The organism is Variovorax sp. W2I14 (assembly GCF_050435205.1).
In the GTDB taxonomy this organism is placed as follows: Bacteria; Pseudomonadota; Gammaproteobacteria; order Burkholderiales; family Burkholderiaceae_C; genus Variovorax; species Variovorax paradoxus_C.
In genome coordinates this window covers 5583967-5607312 of record NZ_JBNDJX010000001.1, presented here as the reverse complement: position 1 = coordinate 5607312, position 23346 = coordinate 5583967, and the positions used below count along the sequence as shown (strand labels likewise).

Annotated in this window: 23 protein-coding genes; 7 read left to right on the top strand and 16 right to left on the bottom strand. The window is 68.0% G+C overall.

Features of this window, described 5'->3' with window-relative positions:
- Window positions 1-220: 220 nt before the first annotated feature.
- Window positions 221-3265, bottom strand: coding sequence for an autotransporter outer membrane beta-barrel domain-containing protein (locus tag QF040_RS26165; protein ID WP_429613441.1), 3045 nt, complete (start codon window positions 3263-3265; stop codon window positions 221-223).
- A 334-nt stretch (window positions 3266-3599) separates the two neighbouring features.
- On the opposite strand from QF040_RS26165, the gene QF040_RS26160 reads away from it, so the two are divergent.
- Window positions 3600-4232 carry a LysE family translocator gene (locus tag QF040_RS26160; RefSeq protein WP_429613440.1) on the top strand — a complete coding sequence of 211 codons (633 nt, stop codon included), beginning with the start codon at window positions 3600-3602 and terminating at the stop codon, window positions 4230-4232.
- Between the two features lie 103 nt (window positions 4233-4335).
- Here QF040_RS26160 and recG read toward each other — a convergent pair whose 3' ends face one another.
- Window positions 4336-6465: an ATP-dependent DNA helicase RecG gene (gene recG, locus QF040_RS26155; RefSeq protein WP_429613439.1), complete on the bottom strand. Its 2130-nt coding sequence runs from the start codon at window positions 6463-6465 to the stop codon at window positions 4336-4338.
- An 83-nt stretch (window positions 6466-6548) separates the two neighbouring features.
- On the opposite strand from recG, the gene queA reads away from it, so the two are divergent.
- Genes queA through tgt form a run of 4 tightly spaced genes read left to right on the top strand, consistent with a single transcriptional unit; the run spans window position 6549 to window position 9430 of the window.
- Complete coding sequence (gene queA, locus QF040_RS26150) at window positions 6549-7610, top strand: tRNA preQ1(34) S-adenosylmethionine ribosyltransferase-isomerase QueA (protein WP_429613438.1); 1062 nt, start codon at window positions 6549-6551, stop codon at window positions 7608-7610.
- A 25-nt stretch (window positions 7611-7635) separates the two neighbouring features.
- On the top strand, window positions 7636-7842 hold the full coding sequence (locus QF040_RS26145; RefSeq protein WP_429613437.1) for an AbrB/MazE/SpoVT family DNA-binding domain-containing protein: 207 nt from the start codon (window positions 7636-7638) through the stop codon (window positions 7840-7842).
- Window positions 7842-8237, top strand: coding sequence for a type II toxin-antitoxin system VapC family toxin (locus tag QF040_RS26140; protein ID WP_429613436.1), 396 nt, complete (start codon window positions 7842-7844; stop codon window positions 8235-8237). Before QF040_RS26145 ends, QF040_RS26140 begins: the two co-directional genes overlap by 1 nt.
- The gene (gene tgt / locus QF040_RS26135) at window positions 8237-9430 is read left to right on the top strand and encodes a tRNA guanosine(34) transglycosylase Tgt (RefSeq protein WP_429613435.1); all 1194 of its coding nucleotides are present in this window, start codon (window positions 8237-8239) and stop codon (window positions 9428-9430) included. The genes QF040_RS26140 and tgt overlap by 1 nt, the downstream gene beginning before the upstream one ends.
- Window positions 9431-9450: 20 nt before the next feature.
- Here the strand turns inward: tgt and QF040_RS26130 are convergent, their stop codons facing one another.
- Window positions 9451-9825: a hypothetical protein gene (locus QF040_RS26130; protein ID WP_429613434.1), complete on the bottom strand. Its 375-nt coding sequence runs from the start codon at window positions 9823-9825 to the stop codon at window positions 9451-9453.
- Between the two features lie 143 nt (window positions 9826-9968).
- On the opposite strand from QF040_RS26130, the gene QF040_RS26125 reads away from it, so the two are divergent.
- Entirely contained in the window at window positions 9969-10751 is a 783-nt protein-coding gene (locus QF040_RS26125) for an SDR family NAD(P)-dependent oxidoreductase (protein WP_429613433.1), read from the top strand.
- Window positions 10752-10826: 75 nt separating this feature from the next.
- Here the strand turns inward: QF040_RS26125 and QF040_RS26120 are convergent, their stop codons facing one another.
- From QF040_RS26120 to QF040_RS26085, 8 genes are all read right to left on the bottom strand, one after another.
- Window positions 10827-11204, bottom strand: a complete 378-nt coding sequence (locus tag QF040_RS26120) for a DUF3597 domain-containing protein (RefSeq protein ID WP_013544137.1) — start codon at window positions 11202-11204, stop codon at window positions 10827-10829.
- Window positions 11205-11387: 183 nt separating this feature from the next.
- Complete coding sequence (locus tag QF040_RS26115) at window positions 11388-12452, bottom strand: serine endopeptidase (protein WP_429613432.1); 1065 nt, start codon at window positions 12450-12452, stop codon at window positions 11388-11390.
- A gap of 38 nt (window positions 12453-12490) precedes the next feature.
- Window positions 12491-13951, bottom strand: a complete 1461-nt coding sequence (locus QF040_RS26110) for an FAD-binding oxidoreductase (RefSeq protein ID WP_429613431.1) — start codon at window positions 13949-13951, stop codon at window positions 12491-12493.
- Window positions 13952-13955: 4 nt separating this feature from the next.
- Window positions 13956-14738, bottom strand: a complete 783-nt coding sequence (locus QF040_RS26105) for a DUF2145 domain-containing protein (protein ID WP_429613430.1) — start codon at window positions 14736-14738, stop codon at window positions 13956-13958.
- On the bottom strand, window positions 14735-15193 hold the full coding sequence (locus tag QF040_RS26100; RefSeq protein ID WP_429613429.1) for a hypothetical protein: 459 nt from the start codon (window positions 15191-15193) through the stop codon (window positions 14735-14737). The genes QF040_RS26105 and QF040_RS26100 overlap by 4 nt, the downstream gene beginning before the upstream one ends.
- Before the next feature lie 41 nt (window positions 15194-15234).
- Window positions 15235-15732: a YiaA/YiaB family inner membrane protein gene (locus QF040_RS26095; protein ID WP_429613428.1), complete on the bottom strand. Its 498-nt coding sequence runs from the start codon at window positions 15730-15732 to the stop codon at window positions 15235-15237.
- 117 nt (window positions 15733-15849) lie between these two features.
- Window positions 15850-17805, bottom strand: a complete 1956-nt coding sequence (locus tag QF040_RS26090; RefSeq protein WP_429613427.1) for an MFS transporter — start codon at window positions 17803-17805, stop codon at window positions 15850-15852.
- A gap of 14 nt (window positions 17806-17819) precedes the next feature.
- Window positions 17820-18677, bottom strand: coding sequence for a hypothetical protein (locus QF040_RS26085; protein WP_429613426.1), 858 nt, complete (start codon window positions 18675-18677; stop codon window positions 17820-17822).
- Between the two features lie 138 nt (window positions 18678-18815).
- Here QF040_RS26085 and QF040_RS26080 point away from each other — a divergent pair, with 138 nt between their 5' ends.
- Window positions 18816-19550: a helix-turn-helix domain-containing protein gene (locus QF040_RS26080; RefSeq protein ID WP_429613425.1), complete on the top strand. Its 735-nt coding sequence runs from the start codon at window positions 18816-18818 to the stop codon at window positions 19548-19550.
- Window positions 19551-19554: 4 nt separating this feature from the next.
- Here the strand turns inward: QF040_RS26080 and pyrF are convergent, their stop codons facing one another.
- From pyrF to QF040_RS26055, 5 genes are read right to left on the bottom strand one after another with little or no spacing between them, the layout of a single operon-like run.
- The gene (gene pyrF / locus QF040_RS26075; protein WP_429613424.1) at window positions 19555-20379 is read right to left on the bottom strand and encodes an orotidine-5'-phosphate decarboxylase; all 825 of its coding nucleotides are present in this window, start codon (window positions 20377-20379) and stop codon (window positions 19555-19557) included.
- Between the two features lie 27 nt (window positions 20380-20406).
- Complete coding sequence (locus QF040_RS26070) at window positions 20407-21207, bottom strand: uracil-DNA glycosylase family protein (protein WP_429613423.1); 801 nt, start codon at window positions 21205-21207, stop codon at window positions 20407-20409.
- Complete coding sequence (gene rimI / locus QF040_RS26065; RefSeq protein ID WP_429613422.1) at window positions 21207-21749, bottom strand: ribosomal protein S18-alanine N-acetyltransferase; 543 nt, start codon at window positions 21747-21749, stop codon at window positions 21207-21209. The genes QF040_RS26070 and rimI overlap by 1 nt, the downstream gene beginning before the upstream one ends.
- A complete protein-coding gene (tsaB, locus tag QF040_RS26060; protein ID WP_429613421.1) occupies window positions 21746-22474 on the bottom strand; it encodes a tRNA (adenosine(37)-N6)-threonylcarbamoyltransferase complex dimerization subunit type 1 TsaB in 729 nt (242 codons plus the stop codon). Before tsaB ends, rimI begins: the two co-directional genes overlap by 4 nt.
- A 48-nt stretch (window positions 22475-22522) precedes the next feature.
- Complete coding sequence (locus tag QF040_RS26055) at window positions 22523-23296, bottom strand: DeoR/GlpR family DNA-binding transcription regulator (RefSeq protein WP_257863262.1); 774 nt, start codon at window positions 23294-23296, stop codon at window positions 22523-22525.
- Window positions 23297-23346 lie beyond the last annotated feature (50 nt).

The window sequence follows — 23346 nt, the reverse complement described above, 5'->3', positions numbered from 1 at the left end:
GTTCCAGCACGCGCTTCAACGCATCCTGGTTGAGTACTGTCGTGGCGTTGTATTCGAGGGCAATGGCGCCGGCAGGCATGCACACCGACAACGTCGCGATCTGCATCAAGCGCCGGCGCCCGCTGCCGGTGGCGGCGTCCATCCTGATCGAACACCTGGCTTCCGGACCGACGGTGCTGGGCGACTGACTGACAGAGCGCAGGCCCACGCGCCTGCCCGCTCACCACTTCACGCGCATGCCCACGCTGGCGTTGATGCCGCTCTTCACGCGCGCGTCGCCGCCCGAGGCGAAGAGCTTGCCCACTTCCGCGTACAGGCTGGTCCGCTCGCCGACGGCCAAGGTGGCGCCGCCTGCGAACTCGGTGCTGGTGCCGCCGGTGCGCGTGCCGATGTCGGTCCAGCCCGCGGGGCCGATGAAGCGCGCCACGTCTGTGCCGCTGGAGGTGCGATAGACGTTCAGCCGCGCGTACGGCTGAAGCAGGCCGGCCCCGGTGGCGATCTGTCCCTTGACCCGCACGCCGGCGCGAACCGTCCAGCCGCTGTCGGTGTCCTGCGAAATGCGGGCGCCGGAGAGCGATACGTCGTCGAGGTTCAGGCGCTGATGCACCAGCTGCAACTGCGGCTCGATCTTCCAGTCGCTGCCGAGCGCGAAGCTCTGACCCACCTCCAGCGACAGCAGCGTGCTCTTGCCCTTGCCGGAAGCCGAAGGCGAACTGTCGAGAGGCCCTGCCGTGTAGCGGTGACGGCCACCTTGCAGCACCGCATCGGCGTAGAAACCGCCGTCGCTCGTGAAGCCGCCATACAGGCCGAGGTAGTCGCTGCGCAGGTCGTTGCTGCCGACGGCGAGGTCGAACACGCCGCGTGCGAAGCCGCGGGTGCGGGCATCGCCTTCGAGCCGGCCGACGTACACGCCGGCGCGCCAGTTGCGGTTGGCCCACAGGTCGGTACCGGCCTGCAGACCCGTGAGTTGCCCCTCGCTCCTCGGGCTCACGGTGCCTTGCTGGCTGATCTTCAGGTTCGTGCTGATGACGCGGCCCCAAGCGCTGCGCAGCGGCGCGCCGCTCTCGTCGCCCGCATCGTTGCGGCCGACCCGGGCGTCTTCGTCGCCCATGCGCGCGCGCGAACTGCCCAGCATGGCGAGGTTGCCCTGGCGCAGTTGCTCGGGCAATGCGGCGAGCATCGGGACCTCGGTGCGGTAGGTGGGAATTTGCGATCCCAAAGACGGCGCCGCCGAGCGCAGATACCAGTTTTCACCTGCGCCATTGACGTCGGCCGCGTACAGCCGGTACTCGTAGGCGCCCGCATCCACATGGCCGCCCGCGACCGCGAAGGCATCCTTGGTCGTCTGCGCCGTCGTCGTTGCACCATTGATCGCGCTGATGAGTTCGACGCCGTTGCCGATGGTCATGGCGCCGAGGCTGCCGAAGTTGGCGATCTGCACCAACGTGCGGCCGCTGGCGCTCGCACCCGCGCCATCGAAGATCAGCCGGTCGCTCGCAGGGCTGCCGACTCCCGGGACGATGCCCATCCGCAACGTGCCGTTGTTGCCCACGTAGGCGCCGGTGATGGTGAGCGTCGTTCCCGGCGCAGCGCCAACCAGCGAGACCACGCCGCTGTTCGCGAGCGAGGGCAGCTTCTGGCTGAAGCCCGCGAGGTCGAGCGTGCCGCCCGCGCCCACGCTGTGCGCCGATGCGCCGCTGAAGGCGTTGACCGCGCCGGCCCTGAGCGTGCCGCCGTTCACCGCGGTGCTGCCCGTGTAGCTGTTCTGGCCGCTCAGGGTCAGCGTGCCGGCGCCGAGCTTCTCCAGGCTGCCTTGGTAGACGCGCGTGCTGCGCGCGGCTTCACGCGCCACGCCGGTGGCGTATTCGCTGCGGTCCGCATCGCTCGCGCCGCCGGGCAGGCCCGCGGTCCAGCCGCGCGTCTGCCTGGTCGTTTCCCAGGCGGCGGCCTCGGCGGCGTCTTCCGCACGGCGCGCCCGGATCGCGACATCGGAGATGTCGTTCGACCAGGTGTCGCTCTGCCCCTGCGTGTTGACCGCGAACGGCCCGATGAACTGGCCCGGCCCGTTCATCGCGCGCCGCAGGCTCGGCGTGCCCCAGCCGTTGACCACGTCCGGCACCTTCACCTGCTGGCCCGCCTCGGGGTTGGCCATCGTGCCGGTGCCGGCCGCATCGACGATGGTCGCGTTCTGGGTCGCGGTGGTCTTCAGCACGGTGAGCACCTGCTCGTTGGTCATGTAGCTGAAGCGCTCCATGATGAGCGCGAGCGCACCCGAGGCGTGCGGCGCGGCCATCGACGTGCCCGACAAGGACGCATAGCCGCCGGCCAGCACGGTGCCGTTGATCAGGTGGCCCGGCGCCGTGACGCAAGTCCACTTCGCCACACCGCATTTGTTGTAGCGCTGCGTGCCCGGCACGTTGATGGAGCCGTCGGCGTTGAAGCTCTGCCCGATGGCGCTCAGCGCGGAAACCCCGAGCCAGTTCTTTTCAAGCTCGGGATTGAAGTACGGCGCCGCCGCCCGCGGGCTCGGGTTGAGCCAGCCGCCGTTGCCGGCGCTGAACACCATCAGCGTGCCCGTCTTCGCGGCATCGAACGCGCCCTGGATCCAGGTGTTGTTGGCCACGTAGTAGCCGTTGGCGGTGTGCAGCTGCGCGAGGGTGTTGTACTGCTCGCCGGCCGGCGGGCTGCCCCAGCTCGTGCTGATGATGCGCACGCCCTGCGCGTTGGCCGCGCGGTAGGCATCGGCGATGTGCTGATTGTCGACGGTGATGACCGCCGAGTCGCCGGGCAGCGGCCGCCCGAAGTTGGCGCCGTCGGTCTTGGCCGTGTTGGCGACGAAGAGGTCCGCGTTGAAAGCCACGCCATGCATGTTCTGCACGGCCGCGCCGCCATCGCGGCTCGCGGCGATGGTGCCGCCGACGTGCGTGCCGTGACGGTCGTTGTAGGCACCGTCGTAGGCGCCGGGAATCGCGCCCACCAGCACGCCGTGATAGCGCGAAACCGGGAACTCGGGGTGCGAGGCGTCGTAGCCCGAATCGACCTCGCCGATCCTGATGCCCGCGCCGCTGACGCCCGCCGCGTAGGCGTACTCGGTGCCCATCGCGACGAGGCCCCAATCGCGCATGAATTCGGCGGTGCGCCAACTGGCTGGCGCGCCGATCATTCCGGGGTCTCCGGCATAGGTCTGGATGGCCCATGCCTGGTGCGTGGCCAGGCCGGCGAGGGCCATGGCGAGTGCGAGTCTGTTCATCCTCTTGGAAGTCATGGCGACTGTCCTCCGTGCAGTGTGTTGTTGGAATATTCAGCGTGCGAATCGCTCTTCGAAACGCGTGCATGACACGCGCAAGAACCTGTGCAAGACGCGGACCAGTAGCGAAAAAGTCTGAAGAAAAATGCGGCATCGCACAGCCCACCAAAGCCGTGCGGAAAAGCATCGCGGCGCAGTCTAGAAAACAAGTCGTGCGACAAGAACCCCGCGTAAATACCGTGGCGCTAATGCAGCTTTGTTGCATCTGCAGGCTTTCGTCGTACACATCCGCGGGGCTGCGGATAATGGCGAACCTTCGTCATCGCAGTTATCTGCGTAGCAGGATGCAACCATGAGCTTGTCCACGTACCTGTTGTTCCTTCCGGCCTGCTTTGCCATCAACATGGCCTTCGGCCCCAACAACCTGCTGTCCGTCACCAACGGTGCGCGGCACGGCGTCTCGCCCGCGGTGATCGCGGCCAGCGGGCGCCTCGTGGCCTTCGCGCTCATGATCGCCGTCGCGGGCCTGGGCATGGGCGCGGTGCTGGTGGCCTCGGAGCTGGCCTTCGATGTCATCAAGTACATCGGCGCGGCGTACCTCGTGTGGATCGGCATTCGTCTCTTGCGCGCACCGGCGCCCACGGCCGATGTGCAATCGCAGGGCATCACCGCGCCGCCTTCGCTGCGCGCGTTGGCGCGGCAGGAGTTCACCGTGGCGGCCGGCAATCCGAAGGCCATCCTGGTGTTCACCGCGTTCTTTCCGCAGTTCGTTGTGCCCGGTGCCTACGCCTCCAGCTATGTGCTGCTGGGTGCGACCTTCCTGGTGTTCGAGCTGGTCGCGATCGCGCTCTACGCGATGCTGGGTGCGCGCATGCGCCGGTTGGCGAACGGCAGCCGCGCGATGCGCTGGTTCAACAAGGTGAGCGGCAGCATGATGGTCGGCTTCGGGTTGATCCTCGCCTTCACGCGCCGGCCCACCTCCTGATTTCACACGCCCGTCGGGCTGAGCTTGTCGAAGCCTCGCGCAGCGCTTCGACAAGCTCAGCGTGAACGGATTCTTGTTGCTCGCCGACCTTGAGTTGGCTCGCTCAGGCTTTCAGGTACTCGGCCTTGGTGCCGAGCCAGCGGTCGATGTGTCGTTGGGCCAGATCGGGGTGCTTCTCGAGCATCACCGGCGCGAGTTCGCGGGCCCAGTCGAGCAGCAGCGTGTCGGTGGTCAGGTCGGCGAAGCGCAACAGCGGCGCACCCGACTGCCGCGCGCCCAGGAACTCGCCCGGTCCCCGGATCTCCAGGTCGCGCCGCGCGATCTCGAAGCCGTCGCCCGTCTCCGCCATCGCCTTGAGCCGCGCGCGCGCCGCCTCGCCCACGCGGCCACTGTCGCCCGGCGCGTAGAGCAGCACGCAAGCCGAAGCCGCCGCGCCGCGCCCCACGCGCCCGCGCAACTGGTGCAACTGCGAAAGCCCGAAACGCTCCGCATGCTCGATCACCATCAACGAGGCGTTCGGCACATCGACGCCCACTTCGATCACCGTCGTGCTCACCAGCACCTGAATCTCGTTGGCGGTGAAGGCGGCCATCACCGCCTGCTTCTCGGCCGTGGGCATGCGCGAATGCAGCAGGCCGACATGGACGGTCTCGCCCAGCGTTCCGGCGAGTTCGTCGCGCGTCTCGGTGGCGTTGCGCAGGTCGACCGCTTCGCTCTCCTCGATCAGCGGACATACCCAGTAGACCTGCCGGCCCTGCGCGATCTGCGCCTGGATGCGGTCGATCACCTCGTCGCGCCGGTGATCGGCCACCAGCTTGGTGACGATGGGCGTGCGGCCGGGCGGCAGCTCGTCGAGCGTGGAGACGTCCAGGTCGGCGTAGTAGCTCATCGCGAGCGTGCGCGGAATCGGGGTGGCGCTCATCATCAGCAGGTGCGGTTCGAGGTGGCCCACCGCCTTGCCGCGCAATGCGAGCCGCTGCGCCACGCCGAAGCGGTGCTGCTCGTCGATGATCGCGAGCGCGAGGTTCTTGAAGCGCACCTTCTCCGAGATGACCGCGTGCGTGCCGATGACCAGCGCGGCCTCGCCGCTCTCGACCGCGGCAGACATCGCATCGCGCTCTTTCTTCTTCTGGCTGCCGGTGAGCCAGGCCACGCGCAGGCCGCGCTCGGCCAGCAAGGGATCTAGCCAGCCCACGAGCTTGCCGAAATGCTGCGCCGCGAGGATTTCGGTCGGCGCCATCAGCGCGCACTGGAAGCCCGCGTCGATGGCACGCGCCGCCGCGAGCGCCGCCACCACAGTCTTGCCCGAGCCGACGTCGCCCTGCAGGAGCCGGTGCATCGGAATCTCGCGGCCGAGGTCGCGCGTGATCTCCTCGCCCACGCGTTGCTGCGCACCGGTCAGGCCGAAAGGCAGCACCGCGAGCAGTTGCGCATGCAGCGAAGTCGCCACGGGCTCCGGCGACGAAGGCAGCACCGGGGCGCGCTGGGCCGCGCGTTCCATGCGGGCCTGCAATTGCGAGAGCTGTTGGGCGAGCAGCTCCTCGGCCTTGATGCGCTGCCAGGCCGGGTGGCTGTGGTCTTCGAGCGTCGCCATCGCCACGTCGGGCGTGGGGTAGTGCAGGAAGGTGAGCGAGCTGCGCAGGTCCCAGGCGCCGCGCAGGCCGATCTGCACCGGAATCGTCTCGTCGAGCACCGCGCGTGCGAGGCCCGATCGCACCTCGCGCCGCAGCACCGGCTGCGCGAGACCGGCCACGGTCGAATACACCGGCGTGAGCGCCTCCGGCAGCGAGGTGCCCGCGGCTTTCACCGTGGGATGCATGATCTGCCGCCCCACGAAGCCGCCGCGCATCTCGCCCCGCACGCGGACCCGCGCGCCGACCGCGAGCTGCTTCTGCTGCGACGGGTAGAAGTTGAAGAAGCGCAACTGGCAGGTGTCGCTGCCGTCGTCGATGGTGGCGATCAGCTGACGGCGCGGGCGATACACCACCTCGCACTCGGTGACCACGCCCTCGACCTGCGCCATGTCGCCGTCGCGCGTGTCGGCGAGCCTGACGATGCGGGTCTCGTCCTCGTAGCGCATCGGGAGGTAGAGCGCGAAATCGATGTCGCGCACGAGGCCGAGCTTGCGCAGGGCGCGCTGCACGAGGCTCAGGCCCGAACCCGGCGCGGCGGACGCGGCAGCGGGCGCCGCAACGGGCTTTTCGGGGGGCGGGGACTTCGCGGCAGCGGGCATGGGACAATTCTGCCCGGCTCCCGCCTCCTTTTCCTCCCTTTCCCATGCCTCCTTGGCACGGGCCCGTCCGGCCCTCAAGCACCATGCGCGCCTTCACGCTTTCCGATTTCGATTTCGACCTGCCACCCGAGCTGGTGGCGCAACACCCGGCCTCCGAACGCACGTCTTCCCGTCTCCTCGACGGCACGGGGGACGCCCCGGTCGACCGCATTTTCAAGGACCTGCCCTCGCTGCTGCGCGCGGGCGACCTGCTGGTCTTCAACGACACCCGGGTGGTCAAGGCGCGCCTCTTCGGCGAGAAGCCGACCGGCGGCAAGCTCGAGCTGCTGGTCGAGCGCGTGCTGCAGGGCCAGGAGGTGGTCGCGCACATGAAGGTCAGCAAGAAGCCGCCTGTGGGAACGACACTGGAAATGGTCGGCGGCTTTCGCGCGACGCTCCTGGGCCGATGGCCCGAGGAGGACGGCGCGCTGTTCCGCTTTGCCTTCGAGAGCGACACGGGCGAGAACCCCTACATGCTGATGGAACGCTGCGGCCATGTGCCGCTGCCGCCCTACATCACGCACACCGATTCGGCCGACGACGAGAGCCGCTACCAGACCGTGTTCGCACGCGTGCCCGGCGCGGTGGCCGCGCCGACCGCTGCACTGCACTTCGACGAAGGCCTGCTGGCCGCACTCGAAGCGCGCGGCGTGCAGCGCGCGAACGTCACGCTGCACGTGGGCGCCGGCACCTTCCAGCCGGTGAAGACCGAGAACATCGCCGAGCACACGATGCATGCCGAGCGCTACGAAGTGCCCGAAGCTACGCAGCGCGCCATTGCCGAATGCAAGGCACGCGGCGGCCGAGTGGTGGCGGTCGGCACGACCACCGTGCGCACGCTCGAATCGTGGGCCCAAAGCGGCGAGGCCACGGGCGACACGCGCATCTTCATCACGCCGGGCTTCGCCTTCGCGCACGTCGATGTGCTGGTCACCAACTTCCATTTGCCCAAGAGCACGCTGATGATGCTGGTCTCGGCCTTCGCGGGCTACGAGCGGGTGATGGCGCTGTACGCCCACGCCATCGCGAACCGCTATCGCTTCTTCAGCTATGGCGACGCCATGCTGCTGGCACGCGCAAACACCCCGCATTCACGATCGATATAATTTCGCTTACCAACCAGGTATCGATATGCCAACCGTCACTGTTTCATCCAAATTCCAGGTGGTCATCCCGCAAGCTATCCGCGAGCAGATGGCCATCGAGCCGGGCGCGCGATTCAGCGTCGTGCGACACGGCAAAGCCATCGAACTGATCCCCGTCCCGACACTGGAGGAATTGCAGTCCGAGTTGCGCGGCATTCCGACGGACATCCTCGACGATCCCGAGCGGTTCTGATGGCGCGCACTTCTATCAAGGCACCCGTCGGACCTTTGGTTCTGGATTCGTCTTGCTGGCTCGAAGTCTTCGGCGCCACGGACCGCGCAAAGCTCTATCAGGCTGCCGCAGCCGATCCCAGCCTGCTTGTCGTTCCGGTCGTGACCTTGTATGAGGTTTACAAGACCCTGCGCCGCATCCGCGAGGCCTCCATCGCTTCGCGTGCCGCAGCCTACATGCAACAGGGCGAGGTGGTGGAACTCGATGCCGCCTTGTGCCTGGGTGCGGCCGACAACGGACTGCCTTTTGCCGATAGCCTGATCTATGCCACGGCGCTGTCGCGCAGCGCCACACTCTGGACCCAGGACGCCCATTTCGACGGACTGCCCGGCGTCAAGTACTTCTCCAAGCCCTGATGCTGAACTTCGAACTCCTCAAGACCGACCCCGACAGCCACGCGCGCCGCGCCACGCTCACGCTCAATCACGGCAAGGTGCAGACGCCGATCTTCATGCCCGTGGGCACCTACGGCACCGTCAAGGGCGTGATGCCGCGCAGCCTGGAAGAGATGGGCGCGCAGATCATCCTGGGCAACACCTTCCACCTCTGGATGCGCCCGGGCCTGGACGTGATGGCCAGCTTCGGCGGGCTGCACCAGTTCGAGAAGTGGAACAAGCCCATCCTCACAGACTCGGGCGGCTTCCAGGTGTGGTCGCTGGGCGCGATGCGCAAGATCAGCGAGGAGGGCGTGAAGTTCGCCTCGCCCGTCAACGGCGACAAGCTGTTCCTCACGCCCGAGGTTTCGATGCAGATCCAGACCATCCTGAACAGCGACATCGTGATGCAGTTCGACGAGTGCACGCCCTACGACACCAAGGGCCATATCACGACCGAGGCCGAGGCGCGCATCTCGATGGAGCTGAGCCTGCGCTGGGCCAAGCGCTGCCAGAGCGAGTTCGCGCGGCTCGAGAACCCCAACGCGCTCTTCGGCATCGTGCAGGGGGGCATGTTCGAGAACCTGCGCGAGGAGTCGCTCGCGGCGCTGGTCGACATGGACTTCCCCGGCTACGCCATCGGCGGCGTGAGCGTGGGCGAGCCCAAGGAAGAGATGCTGCACATCATGGGCCACACGCCGCACCGGCTGCCCGCGAACAAGCCGCGCTATCTGATGGGCGTGGGCACGCCCGAAGACCTGGTGCAAGGCGTGGCCGACGGCGTGGACATGTTCGACTGCGTGATGCCGACCCGCAATGCGCGCAACGGCACGATGTTCACGCGCTTCGGCGACCTGAAGATGCGCAACGCCCGCCACAAGAGCGACCCCCAGCCGGTGGACCCAAGTTGCACCTGCTACGCCTGCGCCGGCGCACCAAGAGGCCCCTCCGGTAGCCCGGGCGTGTCGTGGAACGACGGCGGCCGCGAAGGCTTCAGCCGCGCGTACCTGCACCACCTGGACCGCTGCGGCGAAATGCTCGGGCCGATGCTGTGCACCATCCACAACCTGCACTACTACCTGAACCTGATGACCGAAATCCGCGCGGCGCTCGATGCGGGCACGTTCACGGAATTCCGCGCACGGTTCAAGGCCGAGCGAGCGCGCGGCGTCTAGCCGGCGGGCTGGTCCGCGCCCTACTTCGCGACGCCCGGCGGCTTGATCGCGAGCGGCGTGGTGTAGGGCTCGATGCGCAGCAGGTCGTTCTTGAAGACGACGATCTGCCGCAGCGGCGCCTGCACCAGCGCGCCGCCCTCGCCGTGCTGGGAGGCGTACTGCCAGAGCGTGAGCTGGCCCTTGTCGGCCAGCATCGCGGCCAGGCGCTGCACGGGCGGTGTCGTGCCAGCGCCGAGTTGGGCCGACTCGATGCCCACGACGACATCGTCGCGCGGCGAGACCACCTTGAACAGCAGCACCGGTGCCGTCCCCGCCTGGGCGCGCACCTGCCGCGCCACGATGAAGGCCGGCAGAAGCGCAAAGCTGACGAGGGCGCGGCGGTGGAAGGAGTTCATGTCGGCAAGCCTATCCACGCCACGCCCTCCTGCCCACAGGCCGGAAGCCATACGCCGGGCGGAAGCCCGCGTTTCCCCCATGGCGGCGGCATCCGGTACGCTCGTGGCCTGTTTCCATCTTCATCGCCGTCGTCTTCATTCCCATGACCACAGCCACCTCAACCTCTCCCTACACCGCCCGCTATCCGTCGCTCGCCGGGCGCACTGTCTTCATCTCCGGCGGTGCCAGCGGCATCGGCGAATCGCTGGTGCGGGCCTTCCACGCGCAGGGCGCCAAGGTCGGTTTCTGCGACCTCGACACGGTCGCCGGCACGGCGCTGGCCGCTGAGCTGCAGGGCGAGACGCCCGCGCTGTTCGCCGCCTGCGACGTGACCGACACTGCCGCGCTGGCCGCGACCATCGCCGGTGTTCGGGCGCGCTTCGGGCCCATCGGCGTGCTGCTGAACAACGCGGCCAACGACCGGCGCCACGAGATGGCCGACGTGACCAGCGAGGACTTCGACCGCCTCGTTGCCGTGAACATCAAGCATCAGTTCTTTGCCGCACAGGCCGTGGCCGAGGACATGCGCGCACTGGGCGGCGGCTCGATCATCAACTTCGGCTCGATCAGCTGGATGATGAAAGGGCGTGGCTACCCGGTCTATCAAGCGTGCAAGGCGGGTGTGCGCGGCCTCACGCGCTCGCTGGCGCGCGACCTCGGCAAGCAGAACATCCGGGTCAACACGATCATGCCGGGCTGGGTGATGACCGAGCGGCAAATCAAGCTGTGGGTGAAGCCCGAATCCGCCGCCGAGATCGATGCGGCCCAGTGCCTGCCGGGCCGCGTGATGGCCGAGGACATCGCAGCGATGGCGCTGTTCCTGGCCGCCGACGATTCGCGGATGTGCACCGCGCAGGATTACGTGGTGGACGCCGGCTGGATCTGAAGCCTTTCGCCGTTCCCTTCAAAGCAAAAAGCCCGGCAGTGCCGGGCTTTTTGCTTTGAGCGACCCGAAGGGCGATCAGTCGCGCAGTTCGGCTGGCAGCGTGCCGCCATTGGCTGCGATGCGGGTCATCACCTGCTTGTGCAGGCCGATGTTCCATTCGGCCGAACCCGGCTCGCCGTCGCTGTAGAGAATTTCGCTGGCCAGCTCCTTGCGCGCGGCGAGGCTGCTGTCCAGGCCCAGCAACTTGAGCAGGTCGACGATCGAGGTGCGCCAGTTCAGGCTGGCGGCACCAGGCATTGCGTCCAGGATCGCCGGCACGTCGCCCAGCGGGATCGAGGGCGGTGGTGCCGCAACGGCCGGTGCGCCCGGTGCAGGCGCCGGCGGTGCGGCGACGACTTCAGCGGCGTTGGCCGACGGAAAAATCTTGGAAAAAATCTTGCCGAAAAAGCTCATGGAAGGAGGTCCTCGTCGTGTGTGGTGGAGGCCGGGCGACGCATGAAAGTGAACGCCGGCTGCGTGCGAAATGCAGCGCAGGCCAAGGTTCTAACACTTTGCGGCGACAGCTTCGCCAAAGTTGGCCACGCAGCGTGCGGAATACCCGCTCGTGGCGGAAAGATGCAGTGCCTCCGCGCCCTCTCAGGCCGCCGCCGTGCCGCCACCGGGCACCGCATGTGCCGAGGTGCCGCAGGCGTGGCAAAACTTCGAGAACGCGCTCTTGCGCGATTCGCACTGGCCGCAGTGGTCGAACAGGCCGATGCCGCAGTGCGGGCAGAAATCGATCTCGCCGTTCTTCAGGTCGACCGGCCGTTCGCAGCCCGGGCATACGCCCTTGCCGAGCCGCGCGAGCGCGACGTCGTAGCTCAGCTCTTCGCGGCGCACTTGGTCGGGCTGCTGTTCGGCGAGCTTCTGGCGCGCCAGGTAGGCGTTGAGCGCCACGATGGCGTAGCGTCCCACGAGCACGGTGAGCGAGATGCCCACCACGTAGCGCACATAGCCGCCGTAGCTCGGCAGATATGGCACCAGCTCCACGAAGAACGCGAACAGCGCGAAGAAGATGAAGCCCCAGACAAACGGCCAGTAGGTGCTCTTGCGCTTTTTCGCGAACAGCCAGCCGGCCACGGCCAGCAGCGGCAGCGTGAGCGCGAGGCGGTAGGCGAACACCCGCAGCTCGATGCGCCGGTACTCGGCATCGAGCTTCACCTGCGCATCGCGCTCCAATTCCGCGAGCGTCGTGCGGGCGCGCTGCTCGGCTTGGCGCGCGTCGAGCATGATCTTTTGCTGCGCGTTGACCTGGCGCTGGACGGCGTCTTCCTTCTGCTTGAACGCATCCAGCGCCTTGGTGCGCGCGATGAGCTCGGTGTCCTGCTCGGGCTGCGCGGTGGCGCGGCGGGTGGCGATCCAGTTGCCGAAGGTCTCGCGCGCATTGGCGCTGGCCTGCTGCGCGGCGCTCTGCTGCAGGCGGATCTGGTCGAGGTCGCGTGAAGCCTGAAGCTCCGCGGCTTCCGAGGTCTTGATGGTGTCGCGCAGCGGTTCGGCCGCGGGCAGGTCGATGAAGTCGTCGATAACGCGCACGCGCTCGACCTGCGGCAGGTCGCCGACGACCGTGCTGCCCAGGCCTATCAGGAAGCTCGCGAACACCAGCGCCACGAGCCAGAGCCCGCGGCGGAACCATTTTTCGGACAGGCGCAATGACTTGCTCATTTCTTGTTGCTCCTTGTTCTTCCCATCGGGATTCATGTTCAGAGGTACCGCTGCCAGAGTGAGTTGCTCAGCCGCCCTTGTGGGTCCACCGTGCGCTTCACCGCGCGAAAAGCCTCGGCCTGCGGATAGGCGGCTGCGAACTGCGCCGTGCTCGCATGCAATTGATAGGGCAGGTAGTAAGTACCGCCATGCTTCAACGCGGCGTCGATCATGTCGCGCGTCCACGCGCCCACGGCCTCCCGCGCCGCCGTCTCCGTGCCCTGCTTGTAGTAGACGACGAAGGAGAACACCTCCTCGCGGGCCCACGGCAGCATCGAGACCTCGTCGCGCGGTGAATGCCGGATCGACACGTTGAGCACCTTCGCACCATGCGTGCGGATGACCTGCGCCATGTCGGCGGCAAAGGCGAGGCACTGCGCCACGGGAATGAAGTACTCCTGGAGCACGTAGGTCGAGGCGCGGCGGCTGGCCGGCTCCAGCATGCGCACATCCAGGCTCGCCTCGTGGTTGCGCCAGGCCACCTCGGACTTGCCGAGGAGCGCCGGCCGGACGTACTTGCGCTGCAGCGCGTCGCCGTTCGGCAGCTCCGACACGGCCCACAGCAAGCTCTGTTCCATGCGATAGGTGCGATCTTGCGGAATCATTCGATCGGGCACCGTCACCGGCTTGTCCGTGACGCACCAGTTAGTGGCCCAGGCTTCGTCGAAAGCGGGCGGCAGCAAGTCGGCGTTGTGCAGCAGGCAGGCTTTCGCCGGCGGCCGTACCTCGCGCTCGAACCACGCGGGGTAGTCGCGCAGCGGCATCCTGGTCATGCGCTGCTCGATGCGCGCGTTGTCGTCCAGGTCGAGTTCCACTTCAGTGATCACGCCGATGGCGCCGTAGCCACCGATTGCCGCGCGGAACAATTCGGGGCGCGTCTGGCGGTCGGCTTCCACGACCTGGCCATCTGCCAGTACCAGCTGCAGCGCGCGCACCGAATGCCCGACCGGCCCGTGGCCGACGTAACGCCCGTGCGCATTGACCGACACCGCCCCGCCGATGGTGAAGTTGGCAAAGCTCTGCATGGTCCGCACCGAGAGCTGGTGGCCGTCGATGTGGTCCTGGAGGTCGCGCCAGCGCATGCCGGCTTCGACGCGCACCGTCTTCGCGTCGGGTCGCAGCCACACCAGCTTGTTCATCTGGCGCATGTCGACGTGCAGGCCCTGCGCGATCGCCACCTGCCCGCCCATCGAATAGCAGCCGCCGCCAACGGCAATGGCACCCGACCAGTCGCGCACCGCACGGCGCAGCTCCTCGCACGAACGGGGCGCGACGATGCGGGCCACCTCCACGGTGTAGAGGCGCGACGCGTTCTCGATGAGAAGCGGCGTTGCCGCATGAACCCTCGCGGGCGCCACGAGCAACAGGCCCGCGCCGGCCATCGCGGCCGTGAGCAGCGTACGCCGCGACAACAGGATGTCGTCGCCGCGCGCCGTCGATTCGTGTGCTCGCTTGCCCACGGACTTACAGCTTGAACGCCACCGGTGCCGCCCCCAGTCCCGCGCGCGGCATCCACGCGAAGACCGAATCGACAGTCACCGTCTCGATGCGGTCCGAAAACCGCTTCTCGTTCGGGTGATCGTCGAAGGCGATGTTGGCCGAGCCCACGCGGCCGCCGAGGCGGGTCAGCGGGCCGAGCTTCAGCGTGGTCGGCTCATAGCCCTTGAACTGCATCCACGCCTGCGCCTGCGCGCGGTTGTTGATGGTGGCGGGCTCCATGGCGGCGGCCAGCGTCTCGACAGCCCATTGGTTCGACTGCTGGTACTTCTGTCCCCATGCGTAGCTCACGATGCTGTAGGGCGCCACGTTGAGCCGAACGATGCGCGAAGGCGACTCGTCGAGCGCCGCCAGCAACTGCGTCTGCACCTGCGGCGTGGGTACGACCCAGGCGGCCTCGTAGCGCCACAGGTCGTCGAGGAAGAACTCGCCCAGCCCCTGCCGATAGACCGCAGCCACCGCGGTGCCGCACTGGTTGAGTTTGTGCACCACGCGCCACGGACCCTCGTCGGTCTTGTAGGCGATGCCCAGGTGCGAGTAGCGCAGGCCGTACTTGCTCAGGTCCTGCCCCGCACGCGCCAGCAGCACGACACGGGCGCCGCTCGCGTCGAGCTGCTGCGAGGTGCGCTCGGCCAGTTGCATGCCCTTGACGATGAGCGCCGGACTCGGCTTGACCTGCTCGCACGAACGGCCGGCCTGCGCCTGGAGCGCCGCGAACGCAAGCAGGCACACCACAAGCGCGCGCGTCATGACAGCCTCTCGTTGTGCAACAGCGCGCGGCCGATGGCGTTCGGCACGAAGGCCAGCACCTCGCCCGCGGCCGAGAGCACGACACCGCTGCCGATCACGCTGACCAGGACCGCCGTGCCGACCGATGCGGCCGCACCGTTGGCGGCGCGCCCCATCACCTTGACGCTGGCGCGTGCGCCGTCCGACGCGCGTTCCAACACATAGACGGTGCCGTCGGCCGATGCTTCGACGGCGACCACCGCGAGCGTCGAGCCGCCCACCGACAGCGCCGTGGGCACCGCGACCACCGCCGTCGCGGAAGCGCCGACGACGGACGCCGCGCCGATCACCGAGGCGACCGGCAGCAGCGAGAGCGCGACCGAAGCATCGCTCTGGGCCTGTGCGTGGAGCGGCGCCGCGACACCCGCGAACGCGGTGCAGACAACGAGAGCAAGCGTGGCAATCGACTTTTTCATGACGTTCTTTCGTTGGTTGACGGTGGGTGGAATACAGCGGCTCATTCGGCCGAGGCGGAAGCAGCAGCCTCCTGGCGGGCGGCGCGGCGGCCTTGCAGTCGCGAGTCGATCAGGTCGGCTTCGTGGCGGTCGCGCAGCGTCTTGGCCAGCGTGAAGACCGAGCTGATGAGGAACAGCCAGCTCACGCCCAGGAAGGCCTTGTAGGCATCGTTGATCTCCATGCGGACGAGGCCCCAGCCCGTCAGCCCCATCGCGGTGAAGAAGCTGCCCCAGACCACAAGGCGCCACATCGGCACGTCGCGACTGGTGGTGCCTTCGGCCTGCTGGTTGTCGCGGATGAACTTCGCCAGCATGAAGGCGGTGCTCAGGCAGAACACGTAGCCCATCACCATGAACGCCCGGTCCAGCGTCTCGCCCGGCAGCCAGCTCAAGCCGGTGGCGCAGAGGAAGACGGCGACTGCGAACGACGCCCAGACCTGGAACTGCCAGGCCCGCGTGTCACGCTGGATCGAAACGGTGGTGGACGAGAAGGGTTGCATGAGTGCCTCGCGGCGTTGTGAAGGTGGGCGAATGATGGTTCGCCACCGCACCGCGGGACTCGGATGCTTCTACCAGTGGCGGTTTGAGCCGCCACAGGTATCTCAACGGGATACTTTTCAGGCCGCGAGCAACCCGCTCACGCGCTGCTGCAGCGCCTCGGGCTGCACCTCGACCGGCGGCACCGGCAGGCCGACGTTGAGGCCCACGCGGCTGTAGAAGCCGCGGCGGAAAGGTTTGGCCATGGCCACCTGCTCGCCGCCGCGCAGTTCGATGCGGCTGAAGTACGAGCCCCAGAGGTTGGTCAGCGCCATCGGGATCACCGGCGGTTCGATGCCTTCGGCGCGCGCGCTCTCCACGATCTTCATCACGCCGCCCTTGAAGGGCTGCAGCGTGCCGTCGCGCGTGATCGCGCCCTCGGGGAAGATCGCGAGCAGGTCGCCTTCGCGCAGCACTGCCAACGCCTTGGCGAAGGCCGCTTCGTAGGCCACCGGGTCTTCCTTCTGCGGCGCGATCGGGATCGCCTTGGCCAGCTTGAACAGCCAGCCGAGCACCGGCACCTTGAAGATGCGGTGGTCCATGATGAAGCGAATGGGCCGCGGGCTCGCCGCCATCAGCAGCACCGCGTCGATGAAGCTCACGTGGTTGCACACCAGCACGGCCGCGCCTTCGGTGGGAATGTGCTCGTCACCCTTGATCTCGAAGCGGTAGACGAAGCGCGACAGCACCCAGGCCACGAAGCGCAGCAGGTACTCGGGTACCAGCATGAAGATGTAGAACGCCACCACCGCGTTGGCGATGCCGGTGAACAAAAATATCTGCGGAATCGTGAAGCCCGCGCCCAGCAGCGCGCCCGCGATGACCGAGCTGCCGATCATGAACAGCGCATTGAGGATGTTGTTCGCCGCGATGATCCGCGCCCGGTGCGTGGGCTGGCTGCGCAGTTGGATGAGCGCGTACATCGGCACGCTGTAGAGCCCCGCGAACAGCGACAGCAGCCCGAGATCGGCCATCACGCGCCAGTGCGCGGGCTGGTGCACGAAGGCGCCCAGGCCCATCTCGGCCACCTTCGGCAGCGCGCGCGAGGCGAAGTACAGGTCGATCGCGAACACGCTCATGCCGATGGCGCCCAGCGGCACGAGGCCGATTTCCACCTGTCGGCGGCTCAGCGTCTCGCACAGCAGCGAGCCGACGCCGATGCCGATCGAGAACACCACCAGCAGCAGCGAGGCGACCTGCTCGTCGCCATGCAGCACCTCCTTGGCGAAGCTGGGGAACTGGCTCAGGAACACCGCGCCGAAGAACCACATCCACGAAATGCCCAGCAGCGAGCGGAACACCACCACGTTGCCGTGCGCGAGCTTCAGGTTGCGCCAGGTTTCGCTGAAGGGGTTCCAGTTGATGACCAGCCCCGGGTCGGTGGCCGGCGCCTGCGGAATGGCCTGTGCCACGCCCCGGCCGAGCAACGCGAGCAGCACGCAGGCCACGGCCACGCTCGTGTGGCCGATCTGCGGCACCGCCACCAGGAGGCCGCCCGCCACCTGGCCGAGCAGGATGGCCACGAAGGTGCCCATCTCGACCATGCCGTTGCCGCCGGTGAGCTCGCGCGAATCGAGCACCTGCGGCAGGTAGGCGAACTTGACCGGCCCGAACAGCGTGGAGTGCAGTCCCATGAGGAACACGCAGCCCAGCAGCACCACCGCATTGCCGGTGACGAAGCCCCAGGCCGCGATCAGCATGATCGCGATCTCCAGGTTCTTGACGAAGCGGATCATCTTCGTCTTGTCGAACTTGTCGGTGAGCTGCCCGGCCGTGGCCGAGAACAGCAGGAAGGGCAGGATGAACAGCGCGCCGATCGCCAGGCCCGCCATGGCCGGCGGCATCCAGCTGAGCTGCAGCTGGTAGGTCACCATGACGGTGAAGGCGAACTTGAAGAGGTTGTCGTTCGCCGCGCCCGCGAACTGGGTCCAGAAGAAAGGCGCGAAGCGCCGCTGCTTGAGCAAGGCGAACTGGTTGGCGTGGGCGTTCGCTTCGTGAGGCGCCACGGAAGTGGCGGCAGCGGCGGGGGTTGTCATTCGAAGAATTCTCCTCAGGCCGTGATAGCGGCTGCGTCGGGATTGTGCCGCAGCAGGTCCGCTTGCCAGCCCTTCTCGAGCGACCTGAGCGCCAGCAGAACCGGCAGGCCGGCCAGCGCCGCGGTCAGGTGCTTGAGCGTGTGGCCGGAGACCAGGTGCTGCGTCGCTTCGTAGATCTGCCGGTCGCCCATCTCGAAGGCCTTGGCCAGTGCGTAGAAGAAGATCACCCAGCCCAGCTTGAGCCCCACCGCGCCGCGCATCGGCGCGGCCAGCGCCAGGGTGAGCACCAGCGCCATGCCGCCGAACTGCACCAGCGCCCAGGGCATGACGTTGCCGGTTTCCTGCGACACCTCCGCCGCCAGCAGGCCCGCCGTCAGGATGAACCACGCGGCCGGCCAGCCGGCGCGCTGGCTCACCCGTTCGCACACCGCGATGCCGATCAGTCCGGCAAAGGCCACCGCCATGCCGGCGCGGTCCGCCGCGAGCCGGGGGGCATCGGGCATCAGGTGATAGAAGGCCGAGCCGGCGGCGGTGGCGATCAGGCCGGCGAAGAAGAGCCAGGCGCAGTCCAGGGTGTTGTCCGGCGGATCGCTGGCGGGCGGCGCGAGCGGAAATTCGGCCAGCGCCTCCTGGTGCGAGCGGTCGATCCGGTTCAGGCGGTACAGCCCGAGGAAGCCGATGACCACGAACGGCAGGTTGCTCAGCACGTCCATCGCATTCGGCAGCCCGTGCCAGGCCCGGTTGTCCGCGAAGACCGAGGCGAATGCCACGTCGGCAGCCGGCAGCGCGGGGCCGAAGAAGGCGAGCAGCGTGAGCAGCGCGAAGGTGAAGAGCAGGGCGCGTTCACGGCGGCTGAAAGTGGGCAGGAGCATGGCGGACCTCGGTGGGTGGGTAACGAGCCGCGGAATTTAGTTGCCAGCCTCTCTGGCGGCATCGAGAATCGATACGAGGCACTATTTCACACCCAACGGTATCCTTTTCTAATACCCACCCAGCGCCCCGCACCCCTCATGAGCACCACCGTCGACCTCGTACTCGCCCTCAAGAACGAACTCAAGAACGCCCGCATGACCTATGCCGACCTGGCCCGGTCGCTCGACATGGCCGAATCCAGCGTCAAGCGGATGCTGGCCAAGAGCGACATGCCGCTGTCGCGCGTCGACGCCATCTGCCGGGCCCTGAAGATCGATTTCGCCGAACTCGCCCGGCGCGTGGCCGACGCCCAGCCGCTGCTCAAGGAACTGACGCAGGAGCAGGAAAAGGCGGTGGTCAAGGACAAGAAGCTGCTGCTGGTGGCCATCAGCGTGCTGAGCCAATGGACGCTGGAGCAGATCGTGGCGGCCTACCGCATCAGCGAGGCCGAGTGCATCGGCTGCCTCGCGCAACTGGACCGCATCGGCATCATCGAGCTGCGCCCGCTCAACCGGTATCGCCTGAAGCTCGCGAAAACCTTCCGCTGGCGGCCGCACGGCCCGGTGATGGAGTTCTTCCGCGAGAACGTGGTGCTCGACTACTACCGCGGCGGCTTCGACGGCCCGGCCGAGGGTCTGCTGCTGGTGCACGGCTCCATCAGCCGCTCGCTGGCGCCGGCCTTCCTGGAGCGCCTGCAGCGCGTGGCGCAGGACTTCGCGCAGCAGCACCAGACCGACCAGAAGCTGTCGGCCAAGGACCGCGAGGGCTACACGCTGCTGCTGGGGATGCGCAATTGGGAGTTCGAGCTCTTCACCCGCCTGCGCCGGGCTTGACGGCTCAGGGCTTGGCGGCTTCGAGCGCGTCGCGGGTGGCGCGCGCGGCGTTCTTCGCCGCATCGGCGAAGTCTTCGCCCGACGAGGCGTAGATGATCGCTCGCGACGAGTTCACGATGATCGGCGCATCAGCCCGCCAGCCGGCGCGCACCGTGGCGACCGCATCGCCGCCCTGGGCGCCGACGCCCGGAATCAGCAGCGGCACCGTCGGTGCGAGTTCACGCACCCGCTCGATTTCCGCCGGGTAGGTCGCGCCCACCACGAGGCCGAGCTGGCCGTTGAGGTTCCACGGCCCTTGTGCCAGCTTGGCGACGTGTTCGTAGAGGAAGGGCTGGCCTTCGATGTCCGCCAGCCGCTGGCCCTGCAGGTCGGCGCCCCCCGGGTTGCTGGTGCGGCACAGCAGGAAGGCACCCTTGCCTTCGTGCTTGAGGTACGGCGCCACCGAGTCGAAGCCCATGAAGGGCGAGAGCGTCACCGCGTCGGCGCCGTAGCGCTCGAAGGCTTCGATGGCGTATTGCTCGGCGGTCGAGCCGATGTCGCCGCGCTTGGCATCAAGGATCACCGGCACGTGGGGCGCGTTGCGGCGCATGTGCTCCATGAGTTTTTCGAGCTGGGCTTCGGCGCGGTGCGCGGCGAAGTAGGCGATCTGCGGCTTGAAGGCGATGACCAGGTCGGCCGTCGCGTCGACGATGCGCGCGCAGAAGTCATAGATGCTGCCGGCGTCGTCCTTGTATCCCCCGGGAAACCTGGCCGGCTCGGGATCGAGCCCCACGCAGAGCAACGAACCGTTTTTTTGCTGTGCGGCGGCCAGCTTGTCGAGAAAAGTCATGGGGGCCGATTTTAAGGACCCCATTCGTCAGTCCTGCTTCGACGGCGTTTGCTGTTCCGCGGCAAGGCACAGGTCGGCCCAGGCGCGCGCCTTGTCGGCGGGGTTTCGCAGCAGGTACGCCGGGTGATAAGTCGCCACCACCGGCACGCCATTGACCGACGCGAGCGGCACCGCGCGACCACGCAGCTTGCCGAGCGGGTCGCCGCTCTGCATCAGGCTTTGCGCGGCCAGTGGGCCCATCGCCAGCACGACGCTCGGCGCCAGCGCAGCGGCGTGCTCCGCGAAGGCTTCGTCCATCTGGCGCGGGCTGCCGGGCTGGCCGGCGGCCACGCCGCGGTGCGTGCGCATGAGGTGCACCGGTATCCTGCCGTCGTGCAGCTTCAGGGCACGCAGCATGTTGTCGAGCAGCCGGCCGGCATCGCCCGAGAAAGGCTCGCCGTGGCGGCCGTCGGCCTCGGGGGGCATGTCGGCCACGACGAGCCAGCCGCCTTGCGGGGAGGCCGGGGCTTCGGCCGCGTCGGCATAGAGACGGCAGGGCGCTTCGACAAGCACGGCGGCGCCTTGCGTTGGCGTCACCGCAGGGCGTGCAACCGGCGCGGGCGCCGCCACGGGCCTTGCGACGGGCGCAGGCGCCGGTGCGGCGACCGGCGCTTCCGCCACGTACCGCTCGGCGACCGGTTCCGGCGCCGCCGCGACCGCTTCTTCAACGACCGGCGCAGCCTCGACCATTTCGGCCGCCTGAGGAACGGGCCACCAGACCTTCACCCCCATCTCGTCGAGCATCGCGCGCTGGCGCGCATCGAGCTTCAGTGTCTGCACGGCGGTCATTACTTCAGGGCTCCCCAGGCGGAGCCTGTTTCATTCAAACGCAAACTCATCACGACCGCGTCTTCGCGCTTGCCTTCGAACGCCGGGTAGTAGCCCTTGCGCACGCCGACGCTGCGAAAACCCTGGCGCGCATAAATCTCCAGTGCGCGCCGGTTGCTCTCGCGCACCTCCAGCCAGAGCCACTGCGCGCCCTCGGCGCGCGACCAGCCGGTGAGCGCCTCCAGCATCAGCGGCGCCCAGCCCTGGCGCTGGAAGGCCGGCGCCACGGTGATGTTGAGCAGATGCACCTCGTCCACGCCCTTCATGGCGACGAAATAGCCGATGAGCGTCTCGCCCAGGCTGGTGACCGGCGAGGTCACGCCCTCTGCGAGGCCAGGTGCCAGCAGGCACTGGCAGTGATAGCCGACGGCCATCGAATCGGTGAAGTTCGCGCGCGTCCAGGGGTGCGTGTAGGCCGTCTGCTCGACCGCGCAGACGGCGTCGATCCGCTCGATCGTGAGCGGTTCGAGGCGGGCTTCGACGGGCTGGAGGACAGCGCTCATGCGGTGGTCGGTGGCGTAACGGTGGCAACAGCAGCAGCAGCCTTGATGGCGGCGCGCTCCTCGGTGGTTTGCGCCACTTTATCGCGAACATAGAGCGGCCAGGCCTGCGCGGCTGGCACGATCCGCCCGGCCGCGAGCAACGCGGGCGCCAGCCGCAGCATCGCGGTGGCGGTCGGCAGCACTTCGTGGCGGGCAGTGGCCGGCGCCAGGCGCGGGCCGTAGGCGGCGAAGGCATTGCCGGCGACCGACCAGCCGGCGGGCACTTCGACTGCTTCCGGCGAGAGCAGCAGCGGCTCGTCGTCGCCGCCAAGCGGACCAGCGGCATCGAAGTCGTAGCGCGCGGCGTAGAGCTGGTCCATGCGCGCGTCGAGCACGGCGACCACCTGCCGGGCGCCGAAGGCGTGACGCGCCTCCTCGGCCACGGCCAGCAGCGTGTCGACCGGCAGCAGCGGCACGTCGGCACCGAAGGCCAGGCCCTGCGCCACCGAGCAGGCGGTGCGCAAGCCGGTGAAAGAACCCGGTCCGCGGCCGAAGACGATCGCATCGAGATCGCCCAGCGCCAGCCCGGCATCGGCCAGCAATTGCTGGATCAGCGGCAGCAGCGTGGTCGAGGCCTGCGCGCCGCCTGCGCCGCTGTGTGCGAGCAGTTGCTCGCCGTTCTGCACGGCCACCGACAGGTGCTCGGTGCTGGTGTCGAAGGCGAGGAGGCGGGACGCAGTGGGCATCCCCCGATTATCGAGGGCGCCCCGAGGCGATGTCCGCGCGGGGATGTATCAGCCGGCACCCGGATCGTCGCTGCGCAGGATCGCGAGCCCGGCCTTGCGCAGCGGCGCCAGCGCCTTGGCGGGCGCGTCCGGCGATACCAGCAAGCTCGTCGCCGCAGTAACGGGGTTGATCACCCAGGCCGACGCGACGCCGAGCTTTTCGGACGAGGCCAGCACCACCGTCTCGGCGGACGCGGCCATCAGCGCGCGCTTGATCTCGGCCTCCTCGATGTCGCCGGTGGTCAGCCCGGCCTCGGCATGCACGCCGGCAACGCCCATGAAGTACGTGTCGGCGTGAACCCGCGCAATCGCGCCCATGGCCGCGGCGCCCACCGCCACCAGCGAATGCTTGAACAGGCGCCCGCCGATCAGCACCACCTCCAGCTGCGTGTGCGACACCAGCTCGATCGCCACCGAGGGGCTGTGCGTCACCACCGTCGCCTGCAGGTTCCTGGGCAGGTGGCGCGCGAGCTGCACGGCCGTGGTGCCGCCGTCGATGAAGACCACCTGCCCCGGCTTCACCAGGCGCGCGGCGGCGCGGCCGATGGCCACCTTCTCGTCGGGCGCGAGCTGCTGGCGGCTTGCGAAATCGGTGTCGGCCGGCGCAATGGGCAGCGCGCCGCCGTGCACGCGCTGCAACAGCCCTTCGGCCGCCAGCTCGCGCAGGTCGCGCCGGATGGTGTCTTCGGAGAGCGCGAGTTCTTCGCTGAGCGACTTGGCGACGACATTGCCGTCGCGCTGCAGGACCGAGAGGATGTGTTGCTTGCGCTGGCGGGTGAGCATCGGCCGATGGTAGTCGGGCTGCACGATTTCTGCACGAATTTTCTTGTTAT

Excerpts from the sequence above, each read along its gene's own strand:
- QF040_RS26070 (WP_429613423.1), bottom strand. The coding sequence starts at position 21,207 with ATGACCGCCGTGCAGACACTGAAGCTCGATGCGCGCCAGCGCGCGATG.
- QF040_RS26100 (WP_429613429.1), bottom strand. The coding sequence starts at position 15,193 with ATGAAAAAGTCGATTGCCACGCTTGCTCTCGTTGTCTGCACCGCGTTC.
- QF040_RS26160 (WP_429613440.1), top strand. The coding sequence starts at position 3,600 with ATGAGCTTGTCCACGTACCTGTTGTTCCTTCCGGCCTGCTTTGCCATC.
- tsaB (WP_429613421.1), bottom strand. The coding sequence starts at position 22,474 with ATGCCCACTGCGTCCCGCCTCCTCGCCTTCGACACCAGCACCGAGCAC.
- QF040_RS26115 (WP_429613432.1), bottom strand. The coding sequence starts at position 12,452 with ATGAGCAAGTCATTGCGCCTGTCCGAAAAATGGTTCCGCCGCGGGCTC.
- QF040_RS26080 (WP_429613425.1), top strand. The coding sequence starts at position 18,816 with ATGAGCACCACCGTCGACCTCGTACTCGCCCTCAAGAACGAACTCAAG.
- QF040_RS26140 (WP_429613436.1), top strand. The coding sequence starts at position 7,842 with ATGGCGCGCACTTCTATCAAGGCACCCGTCGGACCTTTGGTTCTGGAT.
- QF040_RS26145 (WP_429613437.1), top strand. The coding sequence starts at position 7,636 with ATGCCAACCGTCACTGTTTCATCCAAATTCCAGGTGGTCATCCCGCAA.
- QF040_RS26120 (WP_013544137.1), bottom strand. The coding sequence starts at position 11,204 with ATGAGCTTTTTCGGCAAGATTTTTTCCAAGATTTTTCCGTCGGCCAAC.
- tgt (WP_429613435.1), top strand. The coding sequence starts at position 8,237 with ATGCTGAACTTCGAACTCCTCAAGACCGACCCCGACAGCCACGCGCGC.
- recG (WP_429613439.1), bottom strand. The coding sequence starts at position 6,465 with ATGCCCGCTGCCGCGAAGTCCCCGCCCCCCGAAAAGCCCGTTGCGGCG.
- queA (WP_429613438.1), top strand. The coding sequence starts at position 6,549 with ATGCGCGCCTTCACGCTTTCCGATTTCGATTTCGACCTGCCACCCGAG.
- QF040_RS26130 (WP_429613434.1), bottom strand. The coding sequence starts at position 9,825 with ATGAACTCCTTCCACCGCCGCGCCCTCGTCAGCTTTGCGCTTCTGCCG.
- QF040_RS26090 (WP_429613427.1), bottom strand. The coding sequence starts at position 17,805 with ATGACAACCCCCGCCGCTGCCGCCACTTCCGTGGCGCCTCACGAAGCG.
- QF040_RS26165 (WP_429613441.1), bottom strand. The coding sequence starts at position 3,265 with ATGACTTCCAAGAGGATGAACAGACTCGCACTCGCCATGGCCCTCGCC.
- QF040_RS26105 (WP_429613430.1), bottom strand. The coding sequence starts at position 14,738 with ATGACGCGCGCGCTTGTGGTGTGCCTGCTTGCGTTCGCGGCGCTCCAG.
- QF040_RS26095 (WP_429613428.1), bottom strand. The coding sequence starts at position 15,732 with ATGCAACCCTTCTCGTCCACCACCGTTTCGATCCAGCGTGACACGCGG.
- QF040_RS26125 (WP_429613433.1), top strand. The coding sequence starts at position 9,969 with ATGACCACAGCCACCTCAACCTCTCCCTACACCGCCCGCTATCCGTCG.
- pyrF (WP_429613424.1), bottom strand. The coding sequence starts at position 20,379 with ATGACTTTTCTCGACAAGCTGGCCGCCGCACAGCAAAAAAACGGTTCG.
- QF040_RS26055 (WP_257863262.1), bottom strand. The coding sequence starts at position 23,296 with ATGCTCACCCGCCAGCGCAAGCAACACATCCTCTCGGTCCTGCAGCGC.
- rimI (WP_429613422.1), bottom strand. The coding sequence starts at position 21,749 with ATGAGCGCTGTCCTCCAGCCCGTCGAAGCCCGCCTCGAACCGCTCACG.
- QF040_RS26085 (WP_429613426.1), bottom strand. The coding sequence starts at position 18,677 with ATGCTCCTGCCCACTTTCAGCCGCCGTGAACGCGCCCTGCTCTTCACC.